This is a genomic window from Vibrio sp. 10N.286.49.B3, from assembly GCF_002873395.1.
Lineage (GTDB): Bacteria > Pseudomonadota > Gammaproteobacteria > Enterobacterales > Vibrionaceae > Vibrio.
In genome coordinates this window covers 100,405-120,658 of the sequence record NZ_MCUV01000009.1, presented here as the reverse complement: position 1 = coordinate 120,658, position 20,254 = coordinate 100,405, and the positions used below count along the sequence as shown (strand labels likewise).

Sequence of the window (20,254 nt, the reverse complement as noted above, 5' to 3'; positions counted from 1 at the left end):
TTATGTGTAATTGATATGCCTTGATTTAAATAACACTTTATTCTGTATGTAATTGCATTGTCATAAATTAAGTCTAGCTTATATCACAATATCCCTCATTAATTGAAAGTCATTTTGTCACTATACGAATATTAATTAGGTGTTATTTCCACTAGTAAAATCATTAATTAAATTTATATTTTAAGGTTAAATATGGACATCAAAAAGTCACTCTTGGTTGCCCCTTGTTTGTTACTTTCTGGATATGCAACAGCAGATGTTATTATTTCTGAAGTTGTAGAAGGAAAGGGAAACCATAAAGCGATTGAAATTGCAAATGTTGGCGATAGCGCTATTTCATTAAATGGTTACATGCTGCAGCAAAATAATAACTGTAAGGATGCATGGATTGGCGATCATTCTCTAGATGGTGTAACGCTAGAATCGATGACAACTTACGTTGTTGGTAATAATAACGCCAATAATAACCAAGATTTTATTGATCGTTTTGATGGGATTAATATTAGCTTAACGAGCTTTAATGGTGATGATCCAATTCGTTTGACGAAAGATGGGGTTGTTGTCGATATGTTTGGTCCTGATCAGTTTGATCAAGCTGATAATTGCGTTGTTTTTGCTAAAAACGTCAACATGGTGCGTCGAGATTACACACCAACGGACGAATATGATGCTGAAATGTGGGAAGTCGTACAGTTAGATGACAACGGTGATTATTACCAAGATTTAGGCAATATTTTACCAGAAGGTGAAGTGCCAGAAGCGCCAGAGCCACCAGTCGGTATTGCTGAAACGATTATGGGTCTACAAGGTGATGGAAAACATTCACCTTATACCGATCCTGATAACTCCCAATATGAGTCAGAAGATTACTTTGAAGTGACAGGGATTATAACTCATGTTCAAACGAGCAATCTAGGCACGGATGTTTTTGTTGGTTTCTTCATGCAAGATGAAAATGGTGATGGCAACCCGCTAACTTCAAATGGTATTTATGTTAATAGCTCAAATGTTAATGGTTTAAATATCGGTGATGAAGTTGTTGTCACTGGTAAGGTTAAAGAGCATTACTCTTGGACGCAAATGTCAGATACATTTGTAGAAAAAACGGAAAGAACAGGTGTTGAAATTGCACCTACGACTATCGTTGAACTAGAGAGCGATGAGACATTCCAAGATACACTTGAGCGCTACGAAGGTATGTTTGTACGCGTTAATGACAGCACGGATATGCGAGTTGCACGTACCTTTAGTTACGATTACGGGGCTAAGCGTAATAGCATGGTATTAAGTCATAAAGAGGTTAACTACCACCCTAACCAATTTAATGTACCAACCTCTGAAGGTGCTGCTGAGCAAAACCAAAGTAATGCTGACCGCCGCTTATTTGTTGAATCTACTACTGTTGCACCAAATGGTGTTATACCTTGGTACCCAGAGTTTGGTACAGATAATGGTACCGGTACAACTGATGATTATATTCGTATCAATGCGAAACTTTCAGATACAGGCTTAGAAGGTGTACTTGCTTACTCATACCAAGATTTCCGTTTGTTAGTGCTTAATGAAGCGGATAGTTCTACGTTTGACCATACTGATAATACGCGTCCAACTAGCATTGAAATGTTAGAGGGTGACATCGTACTTTCAGCGTTTAATGTGGAGAACTTCTTTACCTCTGAATATGCAGATGGTCCAAGCAATCCACTAGGTCAAAATCGTGGTGCTAATTCTGTTGAAGACTACGAATTACAGTTAGCTAAGATTGTAACGGCAATTGTAAAAATTGATGCTGATATTGTTGGTCTAATCGAAATTGAAAATAATGGCTTTGGCGATGGATCTGCAGTGCAGGCTCTATTAGAAGCAATCAATGCTGAGTTAGCAGAAGATAAGCAATACACCATGGCTGTTCCAAGCGATATGGATGAAAATGGTTATATTGGTACAGATGCTATCACCAATAAAATTATTTACCGTGCTAACGTTGTTGATTTAGATGATGTAACGGTTATTGATATGCCTCAGCAACATGTTGAGCTTGAAGAGGGCGGTATTCAATCGGCTTATCAACGTGATGCATTTACAGCAACCTTTACTTCACCATTAGCAGATAAGCCAATTATTGTATCGAACAACCATCTTAAGTCGAAAGGCTCTACGTGTTGGGAAGATGATCAGGAAGACGTTGTCGATGCAGATATTCAAGGTAGCTGTGAGCAGTTCCGTGTTTCAGCGGCTTACCACTTAGCAACAACACTAGGTGAAATGGATGGTTATAAAATCATCATGGGTGACCTAAATAGCTATGGTTTAGAAGACCCTATGCTAGTGTTGACCAACCGCGACCATGCTCCGGCAGATTACCAAACATTTGCTGCTCGTGACACGTTCTTAGGTGGTGACCAAGATAATGGTAAACCACTCCATGGCAATGATGGCGCATTGATTGAAGAGTCGTTTAACTATGTTGATATTATCGAAACATTATCACCAGGTGCTTACAGTTACTCATACGATGATACCGTCGGTACGCTAGATTATGTTCTTGTTGATGAAGATCTAGCACCATTTATTATTGATGCTCAAGTTTGGCCAATTAATGCTGTAGAGTCATCACTATTTGAATACTCTTCTCAGTACTCTGGTGACTTGCCTAAGTATGCCGATGCGTATCGCTCTTCGGATCACGATCCAGCTGTTATCGTGTTGAAGTTTGATGAACCAGTCGATCCTGTAGACCCTGTAGATCCAATTGACCCAGTCGACCCAATTGATCCAACAGAACCAGAAAACCCAAGCTCTGAGAAAAAAGGTGCTTCATCTGGTCTGCTAGTATTGTTCGGTTTATTTGCTACTTTCTTAACTAGACGTAAGCTTAAGATTAAGTAAATTACTTAAAGTAACTCCTACCTAACAAACACCTACCAGATAATGGTAGGTGTTTTTTTATACTTATTGCTATTGATTCCCCAGCAAAAATAGCTCGACACATTGTTGAATATACAAAGCTCGCTCTGCTTCATTCTCTTGACTCTCACCACCGAGAAAAGCCCAATAAACCGCTTTACCATGAAACATTAGCAGCAGTTGCATCGCTGAATTTTGTGCGGAACTTGCCAGTGTTAGCCTTCCTAAATCATCTTGCCTTTGTAAATAATCAGCCAGTAAATCGAGTGTTCTTTCTGGACCATATTTTAAATATAGCTGACCAAGTTCAGGGTGAGATGAGGTTTGACTGACGGCATTACGAAAAGTTTGCTGAACGGTCGTCTCTAAGTGCATGGCTTGAAACTTGAGACCAAAATCATATAAGACTGCATTAATAGGTTGAGAGTCATCGAGTGCAGCCGTTCCTACCTCTCTCTCTTTGCATTTAGAGAGAATATGAGATTCAAAGAGCATCGCTTTAGTTTGAAAGTGCGAATAGACCGTTTGTTTAGAGACATTGGCATGCTTGGCAATTTGATCCATATTGACTTGGTAACCGAACTGACAGAAAAGCTCGCTAGCAGCCTTCAATATTTGCGCTCTTTTTTGTTCACTTTTTATAGCCATAGTCACATTCCTTATTTTTAACAGGCTGAGAACTCATTTTTAACACAATCAAACTAGACAGTCTAGTTTGATTGTGTATTCTTAAGGTAGATGATACCTCTGGTAAGGATAAGTAGGGTGAATAAGATGGTTCAAGGTAAATGGAGATTACTTTTCATAGTTGGGTTAGTGCTTGCAGGGTGTAATGATGATTCTGGCGTAGCATCTAACGAAACAACATCACATAAAGCGGTGGCGCATATTGTTGAAACCATTGACGCCAAAGCGTTGCCTTTTTATACGGTTCGACGAGAGTATGCCGGTGTTGTTAAATCTGGTCAGGTCGCGAATGTTGGTTTTGAACTGTCAGGGAAGGTCTTACAACTGCTTGTTGATGTGGGTGATAGCGTCCTTCAAGGTGAACCTTTAATTCGTTTAGATACTGATCTACTGACCACTGAAGCAAGCCAACTTAATGCACAGAAAACAGAAGTAAACGCACAACTTAATTTAGTCCTAGCTAACCTGAAACGACAGCGTTCGTTAAAGAAGAAAGGCTTTAGTGCTGAAGCTGAAATTGATTCTCTCATCAGTCAGCAGGGGGTATTGCAAGCTCATATACTACGTATTAAAGCGGAAATTAAAGCCAATCAATTAAGGCAAAATAAATCGACCATTTTTGCTCCGTTCTCTGGTGTGATAGCGAAAAGGTTTGTTTCATTAGGCGATGTCGTGACAGTCGGTAGCACGACATTAACATTGCTCTCCGATACAGACAAAGAAGCTTTTATTGGTATTCCGGCTAACCAGCTAACCAAAATATCCGCACTGACTGCTCCTCAAATACGAGTGGGTGAACAAACGTATTTAGCCAAACTACTCAATCCTGGTGCAATGGTTGATACATATTCACGTAGTGTAGGTTTGCGTTATTTGATGCCCAATGATACGGCGGTGTTAGAAGGACAATTAGCTTACTTACAATTTGATGAGCGTGTTGAAGAGCAGGGGTACTGGGTGCCATTGACTGCTTTGATTGATGGGTTAAGAGGCGTTTGGAATCTCTTTATTGTCAATGGAGATGGTTATGTTGAAAGGCGTAGTATTCAGGTTTTATTTGCTGATCATCAACAAGCTTATGTCCAAGGAGCCCTTGAAGATAACGAAGCCGTGATCGCAAGTGGTTTACATCGTGTTGTACCTGGTCAAAGTGTGCAAGCTTTATCCATTTCCAATCCGACGCAGTAAGGAGTAAGCATGAACATCATTCAAGCGATATCAAATACACGTTTACTCATTTTGATTACTGCCCTTTTAATTGTGAGTGGAAGCTCGGCTTTTTTAACCTTACCTAGGGCTGAAGATCCAATCATTAGTAACCGATATGCCACTGTGACAACGAGTTTTCCTGGTGCGAGTGCCGAGCGTGTTGAGACCTTAGTGACAGAGGTCATTGAAAACAAGCTTAGAGAATTGAGTGAAATTAAGTTATTAACTTCAACCTCTCGACCTGGCGTTTCGATTGTCACTATTGAGCTTAATGATGAAATTATTGACCCCGAACCTATATGGTCAAAATCTCGTGATAAATTATCAGCGGTTATGGCGTTATTGCCAGATGGCACCTTAGCACCAGACTTAGATAGCGACCACACGTATCCCTTTACAATGATCACGGCATTGACATGGTCTGGTCCTAGTGAAGTCGATGCATTAACACTTGGGCGCTATAGCAAAGCGCTGGCAAAGCGGCTTCGAAGTTTATCTGGTACTGAGTTTGTTGATGAGTATGGTGTGCCAGAAGAAGAGATCCAAATAACATTACGAACAGCGGAAGCAGCGGCGTTGGGTGGGTCAAGTTTTTCGGTTGCAGAGCGTTTGATGGGAGCGGATGCCAAAAACTCAGCCGGTGAACTGGTTAATCGTAATACAAGATTTGGCTTAGAAGTCGCTTCGGAACTTGACTCGATTGAGCGCATTAAGCAAGTGCCTATTGCGGTTGAAGATAATGGTCATATTGTGCGCTTAAGTGATATAGCAACGGTGCAGAGAGGGCAGAAAACCCCAGCGAATCAGATAGCGTTAGCAGATAACAAGCTTGCCGTTATTGTGGCAGCACGGATGCAATCGAGTTTGAGAGTCGATGCTTGGACAGCACGAGCAGAGCAAGTATTGGCGCAGTTTCAGTCAGAGTTGCCCAGTAATATCGACGTTGATGTGTTATTTAATCAACAAGGTTATACCGAAGATCGGCTGGTCGATTTAGGGCAAAGCTTATTGATTGGTTTTATCCTTATCCTCGGCGTTTTATTTATCACGTTAGGGGTAAGGGCTGCTATTTTGGTGGCGATCGCTTTGCCATTAACCTCAATGCTAACACTTTCTCTGATGAAAATGACTGGGGTGCCGATTAACCAAATGTCGGTAACGGGTTTAATCGTAGCTTTAGGTATTATGGTTGATAATGCCGTTGTTATGGTTGATACGATTCAAAGTTATCGCTTAAAAGGGCAAGCACGAACACAAGCGACACTAAACGCTCTACAGCATTTATGGGTACCACTATTAGGTTCAACACTCACTACTGTTTTGGCTTTTGCACCGATCATCTTAATGCCAGGGGCGACAGGGGAGTTTGTTGGGGCGATTGCGATAACCGTGTCATTTTCTTTGCTCGGTTCATATCTTGTTTCTCATACCATTATTGCTGGTTTTGCAACGAAGCTATTACCAGGTAAATCAGCAACAGGTAATAATGATGATCACCATTGGTATGTGACTGGGTTACGTTTACCTAGGGTGACTCAGTGGTTTAGATCATCAATCCACTGGGGGGTTACCCATCCTGTGGTTACCCTGATATTGGTTGTTCTCGTTCCTATTACAGGCTATTGGAGTATGTCACACCTCACCGAGCAATTTTTCCCGCCATCGGATCGTGATATGTTTGAGGTACAAGTTTACTTACCACCTCAAGCGAGTATCTATGCGACCGAAAAGGTGAGTGAGGATGTCGATCGCGTGATCCGTTCCTATGCGAATGTGGAACAAGTTGATTGGCTAATTGGTGCAAATTTCCCTTCTTTTTATTACAACTTACAAGCACGAGAGAATAATGCTCCTTACTTTGCCCAGGCGATGGTTAAGACCGAAGATTTTACAGCGGCTAATCAGTTAATACCGCTATTACAAAAACGCCTTAGCCAAGAGATACCGCAGGCACAAATCTTAGTGAGAAAGTTGAATCAAGGACCCCCATTTACCGCGCCAATTGAACTGCGTATCTATGGCGAAAATTTAGAAACGTTAAAAATGATTGGTGAAGATGTTCGCTTAATTCTTACTAATACGCCGCACGTTACTCATACGCGAGAAACCCTTCAGCCAGGGATGCCTAAAGTGCTACTGCATGTCGATGAAGATACGGCAAACTTAAATGGAATATCACTTAATCAGTTTGCGAATTTATTACAAACGACGCTGGTGGGTAGGCAAAGCGGCTCTGTCACTGAGGGGAGTGAATCCATTCCTATCCGTGTGCGTGTCGGCGATGATGCTCGAGAGAATTTAGCGCATTTAGGCAATATTCGTTTGCCGATTGCGTCTGATATCTATACCACAGGTGTGAATGTTTCGACGTTAGCAACACTTGAGTTAACTCCAAGTCGAGGGGCAATTACACGTCGTAATGGGGAGCGAGTTAATAGTATTGAAGGCTATATTGAAGCAGGAGTATTGCCACAGACGGTTCTTAATCAATTTCAGCAACGGCTAAATAATTATCATATTCCGAGCGGATATTATGTTGAATTTGGTGGAGAATCAGCAGAAAGGAATGCATCGGTGAATAATTTAATTTCCAATGTCGCCGTTGTGATTGTTTTTATGATCCTGGTTGTCGTGATGTCTTTTAATTCTTTTCGTTTAAGTGCGATTATTTTTATGGTCGCAGGGCTAGCCGCAGGATTAGGGCTATTATCAGTGTGGATATTTAATTACCCATTTGGCTTTACTGTGATTATCGCCATGTTGGGTATTTCAGGGCTTGCCATTAATGCGGCGATTGTTATTTTAGCAGAATTGAAACTGGATGAAAAAGCAATATTAGGAGAGGTGGAAGCGGTCGTCAATGCGGTGATGTCATGTACTCGTCATATTGTTTCAACCACGATAACAACGGTTGGTGGCTTTATTCCACTGATTATTGCGGGTGGAGGATTTTGGCCGCCTTTTGCTGTGGCTATTGTTGGCGGGACGGTATTAACGACATTAATCTCGTTTTATTTTGTGCCTGTTGTTTTTCAGTTAATGATGAGAAAAAACAGAGTTGGTTAGATTAGTTTGATTTTAAGTAATATCAGTTTAGCGCAAATAACTTAAATACAATGGCTATTAATAGTTTCAACATAATTAAAATTATTCTCTATTAAAACCTATAAAAATGGCGCTCAAAGGAGCGCCATTTTTTAAGCGATAAACTTCAAGTTACATTAGAACTTGTAAGTTACAGCTAAGTAGTGACCAGCACCTGATGAATCTGCTGTAGCAGCAGGGTTCCATGGAAGAGCTTTATCACTGTCAAAACCGTAAACGTTGTGGTAAAGCTTCAGGCCGTAACCAACTGCAAAGCGCTCTGAGTGCCAGTAAATACCGTTAAACATTGCGCCGCCGTTTGAAGCAGTAGAGTACTCTTCTTTCATACCAAATTGGTAATCGATGTAACCTTGGTAAGAGATAAATGAGCCATTATCAAAGAAGTGGAATGGTTTGAACCAGTTTGTAGAAACTTGAAAGCCGTTCCAGTCTTTAACATTTGAATCGTAAGTACCGTATAGGTTAAGACCAACTTGACCGAACCAAGGAACCATAACATCAGAACCTAGACCAATTTTTTGAGAGTTAACACCTGAGTTGCCGCCCCATTCTATAACAGTCGCAACGTAAAGCTCTTTTAGTGGACCGAAAGAAAGATCTTTACCAGTCATGGCATCAAGAGACATACGAGGTGCGAATTTCATGAAGATTTTTTCTTCACCAGCTTTATCGCTATCAGGATCACTTGTTAGGTTGAATACGTCAACGTAACCGTATAGATCGAAGATACCAGAGCGACCGCCAAATTCCATTTCCAAGTAATCATGGGTTGATTCAGAAACACCTTTCTCGTTGAATGCACCCATTAGGTTAAACTGCATCCAATTGTAATCATTTTTATGAATGTCACCGTCAGTGTAGTCAGCAGCCATTACTGGTGCAGAAGCTGCAGCTATTAAACCAAGAGTTAAAAGTGATTTGCGCATAAAGGAACTCTCTATCATTAAGTTGGAACATCTATGTGGTTAGCGGTATCTAAGTTTCGCTAAATCTTGGAGCGCATAATAGCGATATTAATCTCAAAAAACAGTGCCATGTAGACAAAAGTTGCACAAATGGTGTGATGGAGATCACATACTGGTTATTTTCAATAAAACTTAAGGGAACTTTCATCTAATTGCATAAGTTTTAGTGAGGATACCGTTTGCGCAAAAGATTGCTTTGCTTATACCGAGTGATAAATGGTTAATAAGCATTTACTCAACTTTACACTCCCTTGCGTATATTGACTTTTACTATGATAATTTATGCACTCATTGCAACATGATCGGAGTTAACTATGTTTTCAATAAAACAACACAAAAGTTTAGTAGCTAGTCTGCTGATATTAACGGTATCGACCCCTATATTAGCCAGTGCTGCACCGGTCGAAAATAAGAAGTCCTCACACAACACATCCCAGCACCAAGGGAATAAGCCCTCAACAAAACCGGTAGTCGTGAAACCAAATCATAAGCCTTCGAATAAACCGTCGAATAAGCCAGTCGTGATTAAACCGGGTCATAAGCCACCGAGTAAACCGGTAGTGATAGTCAAGCCAAGCCATAAACCCGTGGTAAAACCTATTGTAGTTGTCAAACCTCCCGTTCGTCGTTCATATCGACGCGTTGATCTACCCACAGCAGCAGCTTTCGTCATGATTGCAGGGATCAGCTATGCGGTAATCAATAATGCTTATTACAAACACACTAATGATAATTATGTTTATGTTGAGCAACCACCTATCGCGGCACCTGCCGTGCAAAATACGGTGATCAATAATTACTCCAATGCAGGTCAACTTGTGAATACTATTCCTGCCAATGCGACTACTGTGACGATTGAAGGCGCGACTTTTTATGTCGATGGTAATGACTGGTATGCGCCAATTGCAGGTACTAACCAATTTGTTATCGTAGAACCACAATTGTAAATAGAAGTGCAGCTAATGAGTATTGTATCAATTAGATGATATTTGAATATCTTTGTTAGAATTGGTAACATATTTTGGTTTTTTGATTGAGTGACTTTATTTATCAAAGTCACTCTTTTTTTATTCTTGATAGAAATTACCAAGGATTGGATATCTGAGAATCATTTATGGATAATGCGTTTAAAAAATATAGTATTGATACAACCGACTACCAAGTAGGCCAAGATAATGTGCAAAAATGGGGCTTTGATATACATAACCCTGTTTTTGGTATTAGTGCGGGTCTAATTCTTTTCTTCATTATGGCAATGCTCATTGTCGAACCAAGTACTGCAAACCAAGCTCTTAATGGTTTAAAAAACAGCATCCTGGTTAAATTTGATGCCTTCTTTATGTGGGCAACTAACTTCTTCCTTTTCTTTACCGTTGCTCTAATGCTTTCTCCTTTTGGGAAAATACGTATAGGTGGCAAAGAAGCAAAACCTGAACACTCAACGCTTTCTTGGATGGCAATGCTATTTGCGGCAGGGATGGGGATTGGTTTACTGTTTTGGGGAGTTGCTGAGCCGACCGCTTATTACACTGATTGGTGGGGAACACCATTTAATGTTGCGGCAAATACTGCTGAAGCGAAATCATTGGCGATGGGGGCAACGATTTTCCACTGGGGAATCCATGGCTGGTCTATTTATGCCATTGTTGCGCTAGCGCTAGCATTCTTTGCTTTCAATAAAGGTCTACCTCTATCTATTCGTTCTGTTTTTTACCCTATATTTGGCGATAGAGCGTGGGGGTGGCTAGGTCATATCATTGATATCATGGCAGTGTTGGCGACTTTATTTGGTCTTGCAACTTCACTTGGTCTTGGTGCCCAGCAAGCGACCAGTGGTATTAATCATGTATTTGGTACTGATGGCGGGATAGGGATGCAAATAGTCATTATTGGCTTTGTTACCTGTATTGCTATTTTGTCGGTTATGCGTGGCATTGATGGTGGAGTTAAGGTCTTAAGTAATATCAATATGCTGTTTGCTTTTGCATTATTGATTTTTGTTACCTACGTGACGTTTGATATTGCTATTGCCTCATTACCACACACGTTTATGGCGTACATAGAAAATATCATTGCGTTAAGTAACCCGCATGGGCGTGATGATACGACTTGGATGCATGGTTGGACTGTCTTCTACTGGGCATGGTGGATTTCGTGGTCACCATTTGTTGGGATGTTTATTGCACGTGTTTCGAAAGGGCGTACAGTACGTTCATTCTTATTCTCGGTTGTCTTTATTCTAACTCTGATGACCATGATCTGGATGTCGATTTTTGGTGGCATTGCGATTGATCAAGTTGCTAATAAAGTGGGTGAGTTAGGTGCTCAAGGCTTAACGGATATTTCACTGACTCTGTTTCACGTTTACGATGCACTGCCATTTAGTTCTGCATTGTCGATCTTATCGATCATCTTAGTGTTGATCTTTTTCATTACATCGTCAGACTCTGGCTCATTGGTTATCGACAGTATTACTGCTGGTGGTAAAGTCGAAGCACCAATCCCACAACGAGTGTTCTGGGCTGTGATTGAAGGGGCTATTGCTGCTGTTATTCTTTGGGTTGGTGGCAAAGAAGCGCTTCAGGCATTGCAGTCTGGTGTTGTGACCACGGCATTACCTTTCACGTTTGTGTTGATATTGATGTGCGTCAGTTTGGTAAAAGGACTGAAAACAGAGTATTCGCTCTATAAATAATGCACACGAGCTATTAAATAAGCAGTAATCATTTATTTTTCGCCCCAGTTCTTTAGCTGGGGCGAATTTTTATCTGGGTACTTACTTTTAGCGATAAAAATTATAATGAATATACTAAGCCATGCGGCTGGTGTTAGTGCTATTGATGTAGCGTAAAGAAGCTTGAGTTAAAATTTCCTGTGCTTCGATGTGGTCTTTATAGCCATTGAGCTCGACATGTTTTCTGCCAGCAGGAAGATTTTTGTATACGCTATAAAAGGCGTAAATACGATCTAATTCAGCCTTTGGTAAATCAAATACTGAGGTGATTTCATCATAAGTTGGATCAACACTGGAAACAGGAACGGCAATAAACTTCTCATCTTTCTCGCCACCATCGGTCATATCGATATAACCAATCACTCGAATATCAATATAGGTCGCAGGATAAAGCGGCTCTCTTGTTAACACGAGAACATCAGATGCAGCACCATCTTCAGCAAGTGTATCTTCAATGTAGCCATAATTAGCAGGGTAACTAACAGGCATTGATTGGAAATGCTTTACCTTTAAACGACCTTTTTCATCAAAGCTATAGCGTGTAATGCTGCCAGCTGGGATCTCAACTTTCATAGTGAAATTCATAACGTACTCTTATTTCTTATTATTGGTTCATTAATAGACAGTGTTCAGTAGGGATGACCAATTGCACTGTTTGATTATTCTTTAATTGTTCATGGTGAAGTAGTGGCAAAACGGTTGTTTCATTCACTTGAATATCGATGCGCCAATGGCTGCCTTCAAAATTATTTTCTTTAACTTTGCCTGTTAATGTATTAATTACTTCAAGGCTACTATCAAGTTCAGATTGGACTCGAATCCCTGAACTACGTAACCAAAGACGCATTTGGTTAGCGAATAAAGGTCCTTGTGCTGCGACATTTACAGTGAGCTTTTGATCATTGATTCTTAAGTCTGCTTGATTAAGATCGTCAGACAGAGCAAGGTTATCGACAGTAACTTGGCAATCAAAGCCTGCTAATGAAGCGATCCATGGTGACTTCGGCGCAGAAAAAAGATCTTGTGGTGAGGCTATTTGTTCTATTTCGCCTTCTTTCATTACAATGATCTTATCGGCAAAAGCACAGGCTTCTAATGGATCATGGGTAACGTAAAGCACTGTCTTATTCAGTCTTTTAAATAGATTAGAAAATTCACTGCGCATCTCAGTTCTTAATTGCACATCAAGGTTAGAAAGTGGCTCATCAAACAGCAATACATCAGGATTTGTCGCAATCGCTCGTGCTATCGACACTCGTTGTGCTTGTCCCCCCGACAATTCGCGTGGGTATCTTTCGCTGTATTGAGTAATTTTTAAGAGTGCTAACATCTCTTGAATTCTCGACTCTTTTTCTGCTTTTTTAAGGTGAGTTAACCCATAGCCAACAATATCTTTCACTTTCATGTGTGGCCAAAGCGCATAGTCTTGAAACACCATATTCATGCGGCGCTTTTCTGGCGGTAGCATGCTTGTGCCATTGGTTAAGGTTTCACCCTGTAGCGTCACTTCACCGCTATCAGGCGCATCAATACCAGCGATAATCTTAAGTAGCGATGACTTACCAGATCCTGATGGACCAACGATGCAGTAAACTTCCCCTTCCTTTAGAGAAAATGACACCTCTTTTAAGATTGCCTGCGTACCAATCGTTCTATTAACGTTAATGCTTTCAAGAAAATTAGCTGGGTTATGTTGAGTATTATTTAACATATCGACTCTTATTCTTTAATTAAGTGTTTGAAGTGACGTTTCAAAAGGTAATTACAAATGGCGATTAATACCGCAGCGAACGTACCTGCAACAAATACAGCAGCCGTTGAAAGGCCATACTCACCAGCATCAAATTGTGCACTGACAAAAGGAGCCAGCATTTCAAATCGAGCAGGTCTTAGCATTGAACTAATCGCTAACTCAAAGATACTTGAGCCAAAGCCAGACAATACCGCTGAAATAAGTGCAGTGAATACCAGTGGCATAACAATGGTATGCAACCTGCGTATTAACCCTGCACCTTGTAAGCGTGCTGCGTTTAGTTGACTGATTGGAATTTGCGCCATTGCTCCCATTAGTATTCGTACTGCAACCGGCACGGATGTTGCTGTTGAGGCTAGGATCAGAATTTCTGCTTTGCCATACAGCGCTAAGCCGTGGTTAGCTAATAATGGAGAGTTCCAGACAAAAATAAAGCCAATACCTAGTATGACGCCAGGGATTGCCATCGACATGGTACAGGCGATATCAATAATTCTATTTACATTACTGGTGGTAAATGTCAGTAGGTAAGCGGCTAAGAAGGCTAATATCCCACTTAGAATTGCCGATTTAGCAGCCACAGATAATGCATTGCTTAGTCCTTCAGAGAATACAGAACGACTATGAAAAAGATTGATGTAATTATCAAAGCTGAAGTTATGCCAAGCTAATCCATTCCAAAACTGATCCATAAATGAAACCATAAAACTCGTTCCAATAGGGATACCAACAGCAATAAATAGAAAGCCCCACACCACACCGGCTAATAATTTAGGGTAGGGTGCTTTTGGCGTTGTTTGCATTCCTGTTTGACTGGTTAAGAATTGATATGGTTTTGCTCGTAATATCCAAAAGTAGAGAAAGAGGGCAGCAAACATAATTACGGCGAGATAACTGGCAAGTATACCGGCTAAATCAAAACGTATTGGTGAGTGATTGATGGCTGCATAAATCGTATAAGGTAAAGTTGGATAGCGATAACTAGTGGCTAACGCTGCTGGTAGTCCGAAATCCCCGATCGTGTCAATAAAGACTAGAACCACAGCGGATAACAGTGCTGGCAATAGTAATGGCATACGAACGGTTAAAAAGACATACCACGCTGGTTGCCCACATAATCGACCCGCAATGCTTAAATTACGCATGCTCCACTGCAGAGCGGCTGACATAGCAAGATAAGCTAAAGGAAAGTTCTTTAAACTCATCATGATAACAAGACCGTTGGGGTTAAAAACCAGTTCAGATATAACGCGCGAGCCTGTCATTTGCGCCACAATTCCAGAGCGACTAGCAAAGAGAACCCAGCCTTGAGCAATCACAAATGAAGGTATGATCAAAATCATCCACACGACGAGATCAACATAGCGACTGCCGGCAAATTGATACGAATGACGAGCAACAGCGAGCATTGCTCCCATTAAACCACCTATGATGCCAGCACCAATTGATAAATAGAGGCTATTTTTTAATGATGCCATCCATAGTGGGCGTTGGAATATCTCACCTAACCCTACAGCATCAGATCCTACTTCTAGCCATAGCAGTAGCGGCTGCAAAACAACCATTAACATCGGTAGTAATACCAATAGAGAAAGGATGAAAAGCATCCCAACACCTAAAGCTAGCTCTGGTGAAAGTGCGGTTTTTAGGCGCACTAACAAAGAACTGGTTTTACTACCATGGGTATAAGGCTGGCTCATATCTTGTTGGTAAGTAGTCATAATTAATAAATAGCCTGATCTGCAAACCAGCTTTTGATTTTCTCATCATTTTCAAAAGCGTAAGAAACCGGTGTAAAGTTATATTTAACATCATCACCAGGGCCGTAAGTCACTTCATTTGCGCCAACAACGGTTGGACGGAAAATGCCATCACTGTCACCATTATCAATTAAGAACTGCTGTCCTTTAGCACTTAAAACCCAGTTAATGAAAGATTCCGTTACTTCAGGGTGTTTTGTTTTTGCTTGAATACCAGCCGCTCTTATTGTGGCTGGTGTCCCTGTTTCAGGCCAAATGATCTCAAAGTCAGCACCTTGGTTCACAAAGGTATAAGCCTGTTGTGAGGTAAGTAGTGCCGCTTCGATTTCACCAGACTGTAGCGCTCGACCTGTTGGTCCATTAGTACGGAAAATGCGCAGTTGGTTTTGGAACATATCAGTAAATAAGGTTTGAGCTCGCTCTTCGCCTAATTGATGAAATAGACCCGCAACACACGGGTAAGCTGGTGCTGCAATGGATGGATCAGCCATGCCAACCAATCCTTTAAGCGCTGGCTGAGCTAAATCGCTGTAACCGTTAATTTCAACAGGATTATCTTTACGTTTTACTATTACACAGGCAGAGGCGATGCTCACTGGAAAATAAGCTTGATTATCTGGTAATAAAGCGTTGCCTTGAGCGGTTAGATTATCCAAACCTGCAGGGTTTAACGCTTGTTTTAGGTCGCCACTTTTATCTAAGCCAAGTAGTGTGCTATCGCCATTAAAAAGGATCATATCCCACTGTGGGTTACTGCGCTCAGCCGCAATACGTGCAATTAAGTTGCCGCCAGACATTTTTACAACATCAAGTGCATGACCTGTATCTTTAGTAAATTGTTCACCAATAATTTCTTCAAAATCATTAGTATATAAAACAGGTGTTGCAAGAACTTGAGCACTTAAAAGGGTAGAAGTGATGACAAGTGACAGTGGCTTTAGCTTATGCATGTTATGAACCTCAGTAAGTATTAAGTAAAATATTTCTTCAATCGGGAAGTAACCAATGCGGCTATTCTAGTGAGGAATTACGACAAAACAATGATACTTATAGTTACAAGTGAATAGCCTTTTAGTTGCAAATAGATTCATATTTCTGTCATTTTTATCCTGCAAAATGTGGCAAATTTGTCTTTCATGGTAATCAGTCATTGAACGCTACATCATTTTCTCGCATGGTCTCTTTCGTGGAATCGGTTAAGCACGGTAGCTTTTCACAAGCTGCACGAAAGCTAGGTATCTCGGCGTCTGCGGTGAGTAAAAATGTTTCTAATTTAGAACAAGCTTATGGTGTAAGGTTAATACGCAGAACGACACGCACGCTTGTACCAACAGAGCTAGGAATGAGTGTTTTTCATCGCTTAGAAGGGGTGATCGCACAGTTAGAAAGTGTAGAAAATGAGATTAATGACTCCACAAAAGCTTTACAGGGCAATATTAATATACAATTGCCACGGGTTTACGGGGCAAGGTATGTGGTGCCACTATTGCATGAATTTGCTCAAGAAAACCCGGAAGTGACATTTGATATTATTTTAGATGATCGACCGGTTAATATTATTGAAGAGCAAATTGATTTAGCGGTTCAGATTGGTGAGCTTGATGATAGTAATTTTATTGCCCAGCGATTGGATAAAGAGCAACTAACTATTTGCGCTTCCCCTGAATATTTAGCATTACATGGTACGCCCAATCGTATTGAAGAGTTGCATGAGCATCAGTGCCTGCTTTTGCGCTCTCAAATTACCGGTATACCAGAAAAGTGGTATGTCAAAGGCAAGGAAAAAAGGCAAGGCATACTATTTAAGAGTCGATTTATTATCAATGATGGCATGGCATTAGTACGAGCTGCTGATAAAGGTATGGGAATTATCCAATTACCTCGTAACATGCTAGAACGCTCTATCAATGCAGGTCGACTTATTCCTATTCTGCAACCTTATTCCCCTCCAGTGACACCAATTCATCTTGTCTATTCGGAAAGTAAATTGCCGAACAGAGTCAGGTCATTGATAAACTACTTACTTCTAAAACGTGAAACAATAAGCAGTTAAGTTAAGATCGGCTAATGCTATTTTTTAGCGAGGTACAAGGCTAGATCAACGTCATCGCACTGCTCAGGTTTTAAGTGTGCTAACGCATATTTTTTATATACACCTGAAGTGAGGAATAACTCAAATAAAGAGCGGTCGATATGGTTATCCTTGACCATAAAGTGCATAATTTTTATCGATTCAGATAATGTTTTGGCTTTTTTGTATGGACGCTCAGAACTGGTTAGTGCCTCAAACACATCACAGATAGTCATCATTTTGGTCGTCAGTGGCATCTCATCACCAGTCAATCCTAATGGGTAACCCGTGCCGTCTACTTTCTCATGGTGACCGCCAGCAATCGTGGGAATATTTTTAATTTCACGAGGAAAAGGCAGCGCTTCTAGCATACGAATAGTTTCAGTAATATGGGCATTAATGACATAGCGCTCTTCATCATTGAGTGTCCCTGTCGCTATGGTTAAATTATAGAGCTCACCGAGATTGTTACTGTACTCTTTGGCTTTAATATTGAAACGCTCCTCTTGAGGCTTCAGTGCGATATGGGGTATCAAATGATCGGGTTTATCCTCTAATAATGACTCCATTTGTGGTTGTGATGAGTCAATAGATTTAGGTATCCGTTCCAACTCTTCCCAAGACAACCCGAGTTGGTTATCCATGGTACGTAGCCACTGTTGTCGACCAATCTCTTTAACTCGTGCAATTTGTTCTGGGGATTGATATTCGCCACCGGTGTTGATGTGAGCAATAAACGCAAATTCATTGTCGAGCCTTTGCCATTCATTATCTATTGAAGTTTGAGCATCGCTGGAAAGTTGCTTAAACTCTTTGCGCCATTGCTCAATTTCAACCTCTCTTTTTAATACCTCAAAGCGGGTTCTTATTTCATGTATTCGGTTATAAATGGTTTCAAGTTTGCTCGATTTATCAATGATGTGCTCTGGTGTTGTCACCTTACCACAGTCGTGTAACCAAGCTGCAATTCTTAGCTCTTCCCATCCATCTTTACTTAAATCAAAATCCTTAAATTCTGGTTGAGTTGAATCAATCGCGGCTTGAGCAAACCACTGTGTGAGCAGCGGAACCTTTTGGCAGTGGTTACTGGTATAAGGCGATTTAGTATCAATAGCACCAGCCATTACCTTAATAAAGGCTTCTAATAATAGCTTTTGTTCTTCGAACATTCTCCGTCCATCAAGCGCAATTGCTGTGTAATGAGTGAGAGATTCGAAATAGTGCAAATGGTTATTCAGGATCTGTTCCTTTTGAGATTGTTCGAAAATCAGTACCATAGCGCCGATCGTTTCTTTTTTGCGATTAAATAATGGAAAGGTTAACGTCCAAGCTTGTTCATTGGTTAAGTTTAATCGTTGAAGTTCCCCTTGACTTAACCTATCGATCTCTGCGCTGGTAAAAGGATCATTGCTGTCCATTATCTGTTTAATCGCTTGTTGTATATTTTTATCATTGAGAGAAAACTCAGCAAGTTGGTTAATATCATCACTTTGACTTTCCACTCGCCAAGCATATTTAGGCTCTAATTTCGTCTCGTTGGCTAGGTAGAGGTAGGCGGCATTTGAGCCCGTTGCTTCTGCTGTGCTGCGACCAGCAAATTTAACCAATTCATCAAAGTCATCTTGTTTAGAGATAGTATCCGTTAGCGTTAGGTAGTTTTGTATCGCTGAGCGCATCGCGGAAAGTGCATGATTAAGATAGTGAATTTCAGTTATATGAGTCGGTAAAGTAGCCGATTTAGGAAAATCAAAGCGTGAAATATCAAGGGCTTGCTGTGTCGCTTCTCTAATTGGACGTGATATTTTTTTAGAAATATAATGCGCACAAGGAATGGCGATAATTAACACAGCCAGAGAGAGCAAAATAGAGTAATGACGAATTACAGAGGCAGGCTGTAGCATTTCTGATCCTTTAGTTGCAACTAAAAGGTACAGGTTTTCATTATTTCTAACACTAATAGAAAATATTTGTCCAAACCACACTTGACCGTTATAGGTATACTCTTTTATATCACCGTCAACGTCTAATGATTTGATAGAAGAAGAGATACTATTATTTTTAAGGTTATTTATATTAATTAGGTGACCTTGATTATTTATAGGGCTGGCTTTTAAATCATAAGGCTTATTCATCGCATATACTGTTCCGGTTTTGTCATACAGAACACGTAATGATGATGGAGTCTTAGCCGTATTTTTCAATGCTGATGAAATATTACTTAGTAGGATATTACTGCTTACAATCGCGCCATTTTCTCCCATCCTATGAATCGTTAAACCAAATTGCTCGATAGTTGAAAAGTAATGAGGTCTCGATAGTTTGGTGTGCTTTTTAATGGACTGATCAAACCATGGGCGGTGACTAACGTGAAACTTATTATGTGGATGATGAGTAGCACCAACCTTTTTAAGCTGTTGATTATAAAATGACGTATTATCAGCTGATGGATTTTTATTATCAGTACTGATGATAAAAAAACTCGCCTCAGCAGGGGCATTCAGATCACTATGATGAATGTGGCGAACCTCACTACCAAACTTTCCAACGGTAAACAGTTCGCCATTGGGAAAGCTAACGGTATAAGTGGATATTTGAGAGTATAATATTAAAAGCTCGGCAAGCTCTTCGAAGTAATCCATACGCTTTTCAAAGGTATCCGCATAAACAATATCACCTAAGGCAAGTGTTGAAACGAGAGTAAAGGCTGGACGGTATTCGGCTGAAATAAAACCATGTGCTTCTTGTGATATTTGTGAGAATAGGGTGGAATTTATATCAATAAGAACATTATTCACTCCTTTATTTATCAGCCATATTTGAGTAGTACAAACGATGAGAATAAGCGTGACAAATAGTGTTGAGATATGAATATGAAGAGGGAACCCTTTTCTTTTACTTTTTAATAAAAACCAAGGTTTCATAGCCTAAACCTATACGAGTACATAGTTCTTAAAATATAGAAGAAGAGTCTCGATAAGTCGATATTGGCAGATATTATTATTGAGAATCAAAGAGAAGAAGTACCATATAAACATAGTACTTCTCTCTTAACGCTATGTGACT

Annotated in this window: 13 protein-coding genes; 6 read left to right on the top strand and 7 right to left on the bottom strand. The window is 40.4% G+C overall.

The window, feature by feature from the left end:
• Positions 1-192 precede the first annotated feature (192 nt).
• Positions 193-2,889, top strand: a complete 2,697-nt coding sequence (locus BCU68_RS05625) for an ExeM/NucH family extracellular endonuclease (protein WP_102563815.1) — start codon at positions 193-195, stop codon at positions 2,887-2,889.
• Between the two features lie 69 nt (positions 2,890-2,958).
• On the opposite strand, the gene BCU68_RS05620 is transcribed toward BCU68_RS05625, so the two are convergent.
• Complete coding sequence (locus tag BCU68_RS05620) at positions 2,959-3,561, bottom strand: TetR/AcrR family transcriptional regulator (RefSeq protein WP_198591688.1); 603 nt, start codon at positions 3,559-3,561, stop codon at positions 2,959-2,961.
• A gap of 111 nt (positions 3,562-3,672) precedes the next feature.
• Here BCU68_RS05620 and BCU68_RS05615 point away from each other — a divergent pair, with 111 nt between their 5' ends.
• Both BCU68_RS05615 and BCU68_RS05610 read left to right on the top strand, forming a co-directional pair.
• Positions 3,673-4,782 (top strand): efflux RND transporter periplasmic adaptor subunit, encoded by a 1,110-nt coding sequence (locus tag BCU68_RS05615; protein ID WP_241901278.1) that lies wholly within the window; start codon positions 3,673-3,675, stop codon positions 4,780-4,782.
• Between the two features lie 9 nt (positions 4,783-4,791).
• Positions 4,792-7,869: an efflux RND transporter permease subunit gene (locus tag BCU68_RS05610; protein ID WP_102563812.1), complete on the top strand. Its 3,078-nt coding sequence runs from the start codon at positions 4,792-4,794 to the stop codon at positions 7,867-7,869.
• Positions 7,870-8,024: 155 nt separating this feature from the next.
• On the opposite strand, the gene BCU68_RS05605 is transcribed toward BCU68_RS05610, so the two are convergent.
• Positions 8,025-8,834 carry an outer membrane protein OmpK gene (locus BCU68_RS05605; protein WP_102563811.1) on the bottom strand — a complete coding sequence of 270 codons (810 nt, stop codon included), beginning with the start codon at positions 8,832-8,834 and terminating at the stop codon, positions 8,025-8,027.
• A gap of 353 nt (positions 8,835-9,187) precedes the next feature.
• Here BCU68_RS05605 and BCU68_RS05600 point away from each other — a divergent pair, with 353 nt between their 5' ends.
• Complete coding sequence (locus BCU68_RS05600; RefSeq protein WP_102563810.1) at positions 9,188-9,820, top strand: DUF6515 family protein; 633 nt, start codon at positions 9,188-9,190, stop codon at positions 9,818-9,820.
• Between the two features lie 167 nt (positions 9,821-9,987).
• Positions 9,988-11,568, top strand: coding sequence for a BCCT family transporter (locus BCU68_RS05595; protein ID WP_102563809.1), 1,581 nt, complete (start codon positions 9,988-9,990; stop codon positions 11,566-11,568).
• Positions 11,569-11,682: 114 nt separating this feature from the next.
• Here BCU68_RS05595 and BCU68_RS05590 read toward each other — a convergent pair whose 3' ends face one another.
• Genes BCU68_RS05590 through BCU68_RS05575 form a run of 4 tightly spaced genes read right to left on the bottom strand, consistent with a single transcriptional unit; the run spans position 11,683 to position 16,070 of the window.
• Positions 11,683-12,192: an inorganic diphosphatase gene (locus tag BCU68_RS05590; protein ID WP_102563808.1), complete on the bottom strand. Its 510-nt coding sequence runs from the start codon at positions 12,190-12,192 to the stop codon at positions 11,683-11,685.
• 19 nt (positions 12,193-12,211) lie between these two features.
• A complete protein-coding gene (locus BCU68_RS05585; RefSeq protein WP_102563807.1) occupies positions 12,212-13,318 on the bottom strand; it encodes an ABC transporter ATP-binding protein in 1,107 nt (368 codons plus the stop codon).
• Between the two features lie 8 nt (positions 13,319-13,326).
• On the bottom strand, positions 13,327-15,081 hold the full coding sequence (locus tag BCU68_RS05580; protein WP_102563806.1) for an ABC transporter permease subunit: 1,755 nt from the start codon (positions 15,079-15,081) through the stop codon (positions 13,327-13,329).
• A gap of 2 nt (positions 15,082-15,083) precedes the next feature.
• The gene (locus tag BCU68_RS05575; RefSeq protein ID WP_102563805.1) at positions 15,084-16,070 is read right to left on the bottom strand and encodes an extracellular solute-binding protein; all 987 of its coding nucleotides are present in this window, start codon (positions 16,068-16,070) and stop codon (positions 15,084-15,086) included.
• A gap of 200 nt (positions 16,071-16,270) precedes the next feature.
• On the opposite strand from BCU68_RS05575, the gene BCU68_RS05570 reads away from it, so the two are divergent.
• Positions 16,271-17,173: a LysR family transcriptional regulator gene (locus BCU68_RS05570; protein ID WP_133126128.1), complete on the top strand. Its 903-nt coding sequence runs from the start codon at positions 16,271-16,273 to the stop codon at positions 17,171-17,173.
• 17 nt (positions 17,174-17,190) lie between these two features.
• Here BCU68_RS05570 and BCU68_RS05565 read toward each other — a convergent pair whose 3' ends face one another.
• On the bottom strand, positions 17,191-20,112 hold the full coding sequence (locus BCU68_RS05565) for an HD domain-containing phosphohydrolase (RefSeq protein ID WP_241901277.1): 2,922 nt from the start codon (positions 20,110-20,112) through the stop codon (positions 17,191-17,193).
• Between the last annotated feature and the right edge of the window lie 142 nt (positions 20,113-20,254).

Coding starts and splice junctions, on each gene's coding strand:
- BCU68_RS05625 (WP_102563815.1), top strand. CDS start 193: ATGGACATCAAAAAGTCACTCTTGGTTGCCCCTTGTTTGTTACTTTCT.
- BCU68_RS05610 (WP_102563812.1), top strand. CDS start 4,792: ATGAACATCATTCAAGCGATATCAAATACACGTTTACTCATTTTGATT.
- BCU68_RS05605 (WP_102563811.1), bottom strand. CDS start 8,834: ATGCGCAAATCACTTTTAACTCTTGGTTTAATAGCTGCAGCTTCTGCA.
- BCU68_RS05600 (WP_102563810.1), top strand. CDS start 9,188: ATGTTTTCAATAAAACAACACAAAAGTTTAGTAGCTAGTCTGCTGATA.
- BCU68_RS05595 (WP_102563809.1), top strand. CDS start 9,988: ATGGATAATGCGTTTAAAAAATATAGTATTGATACAACCGACTACCAA.
- BCU68_RS05590 (WP_102563808.1), bottom strand. CDS start 12,192: ATGAATTTCACTATGAAAGTTGAGATCCCAGCTGGCAGCATTACACGC.
- BCU68_RS05585 (WP_102563807.1), bottom strand. CDS start 13,318: ATGTTAAATAATACTCAACATAACCCAGCTAATTTTCTTGAAAGCATT.
- BCU68_RS05580 (WP_102563806.1), bottom strand. CDS start 15,081: ATGACTACTTACCAACAAGATATGAGCCAGCCTTATACCCATGGTAGT.
- BCU68_RS05575 (WP_102563805.1), bottom strand. CDS start 16,070: ATGCATAAGCTAAAGCCACTGTCACTTGTCATCACTTCTACCCTTTTA.
- BCU68_RS05565 (WP_241901277.1), bottom strand. CDS start 20,112: ATGAAACCTTGGTTTTTATTAAAAAGTAAAAGAAAAGGGTTCCCTCTT.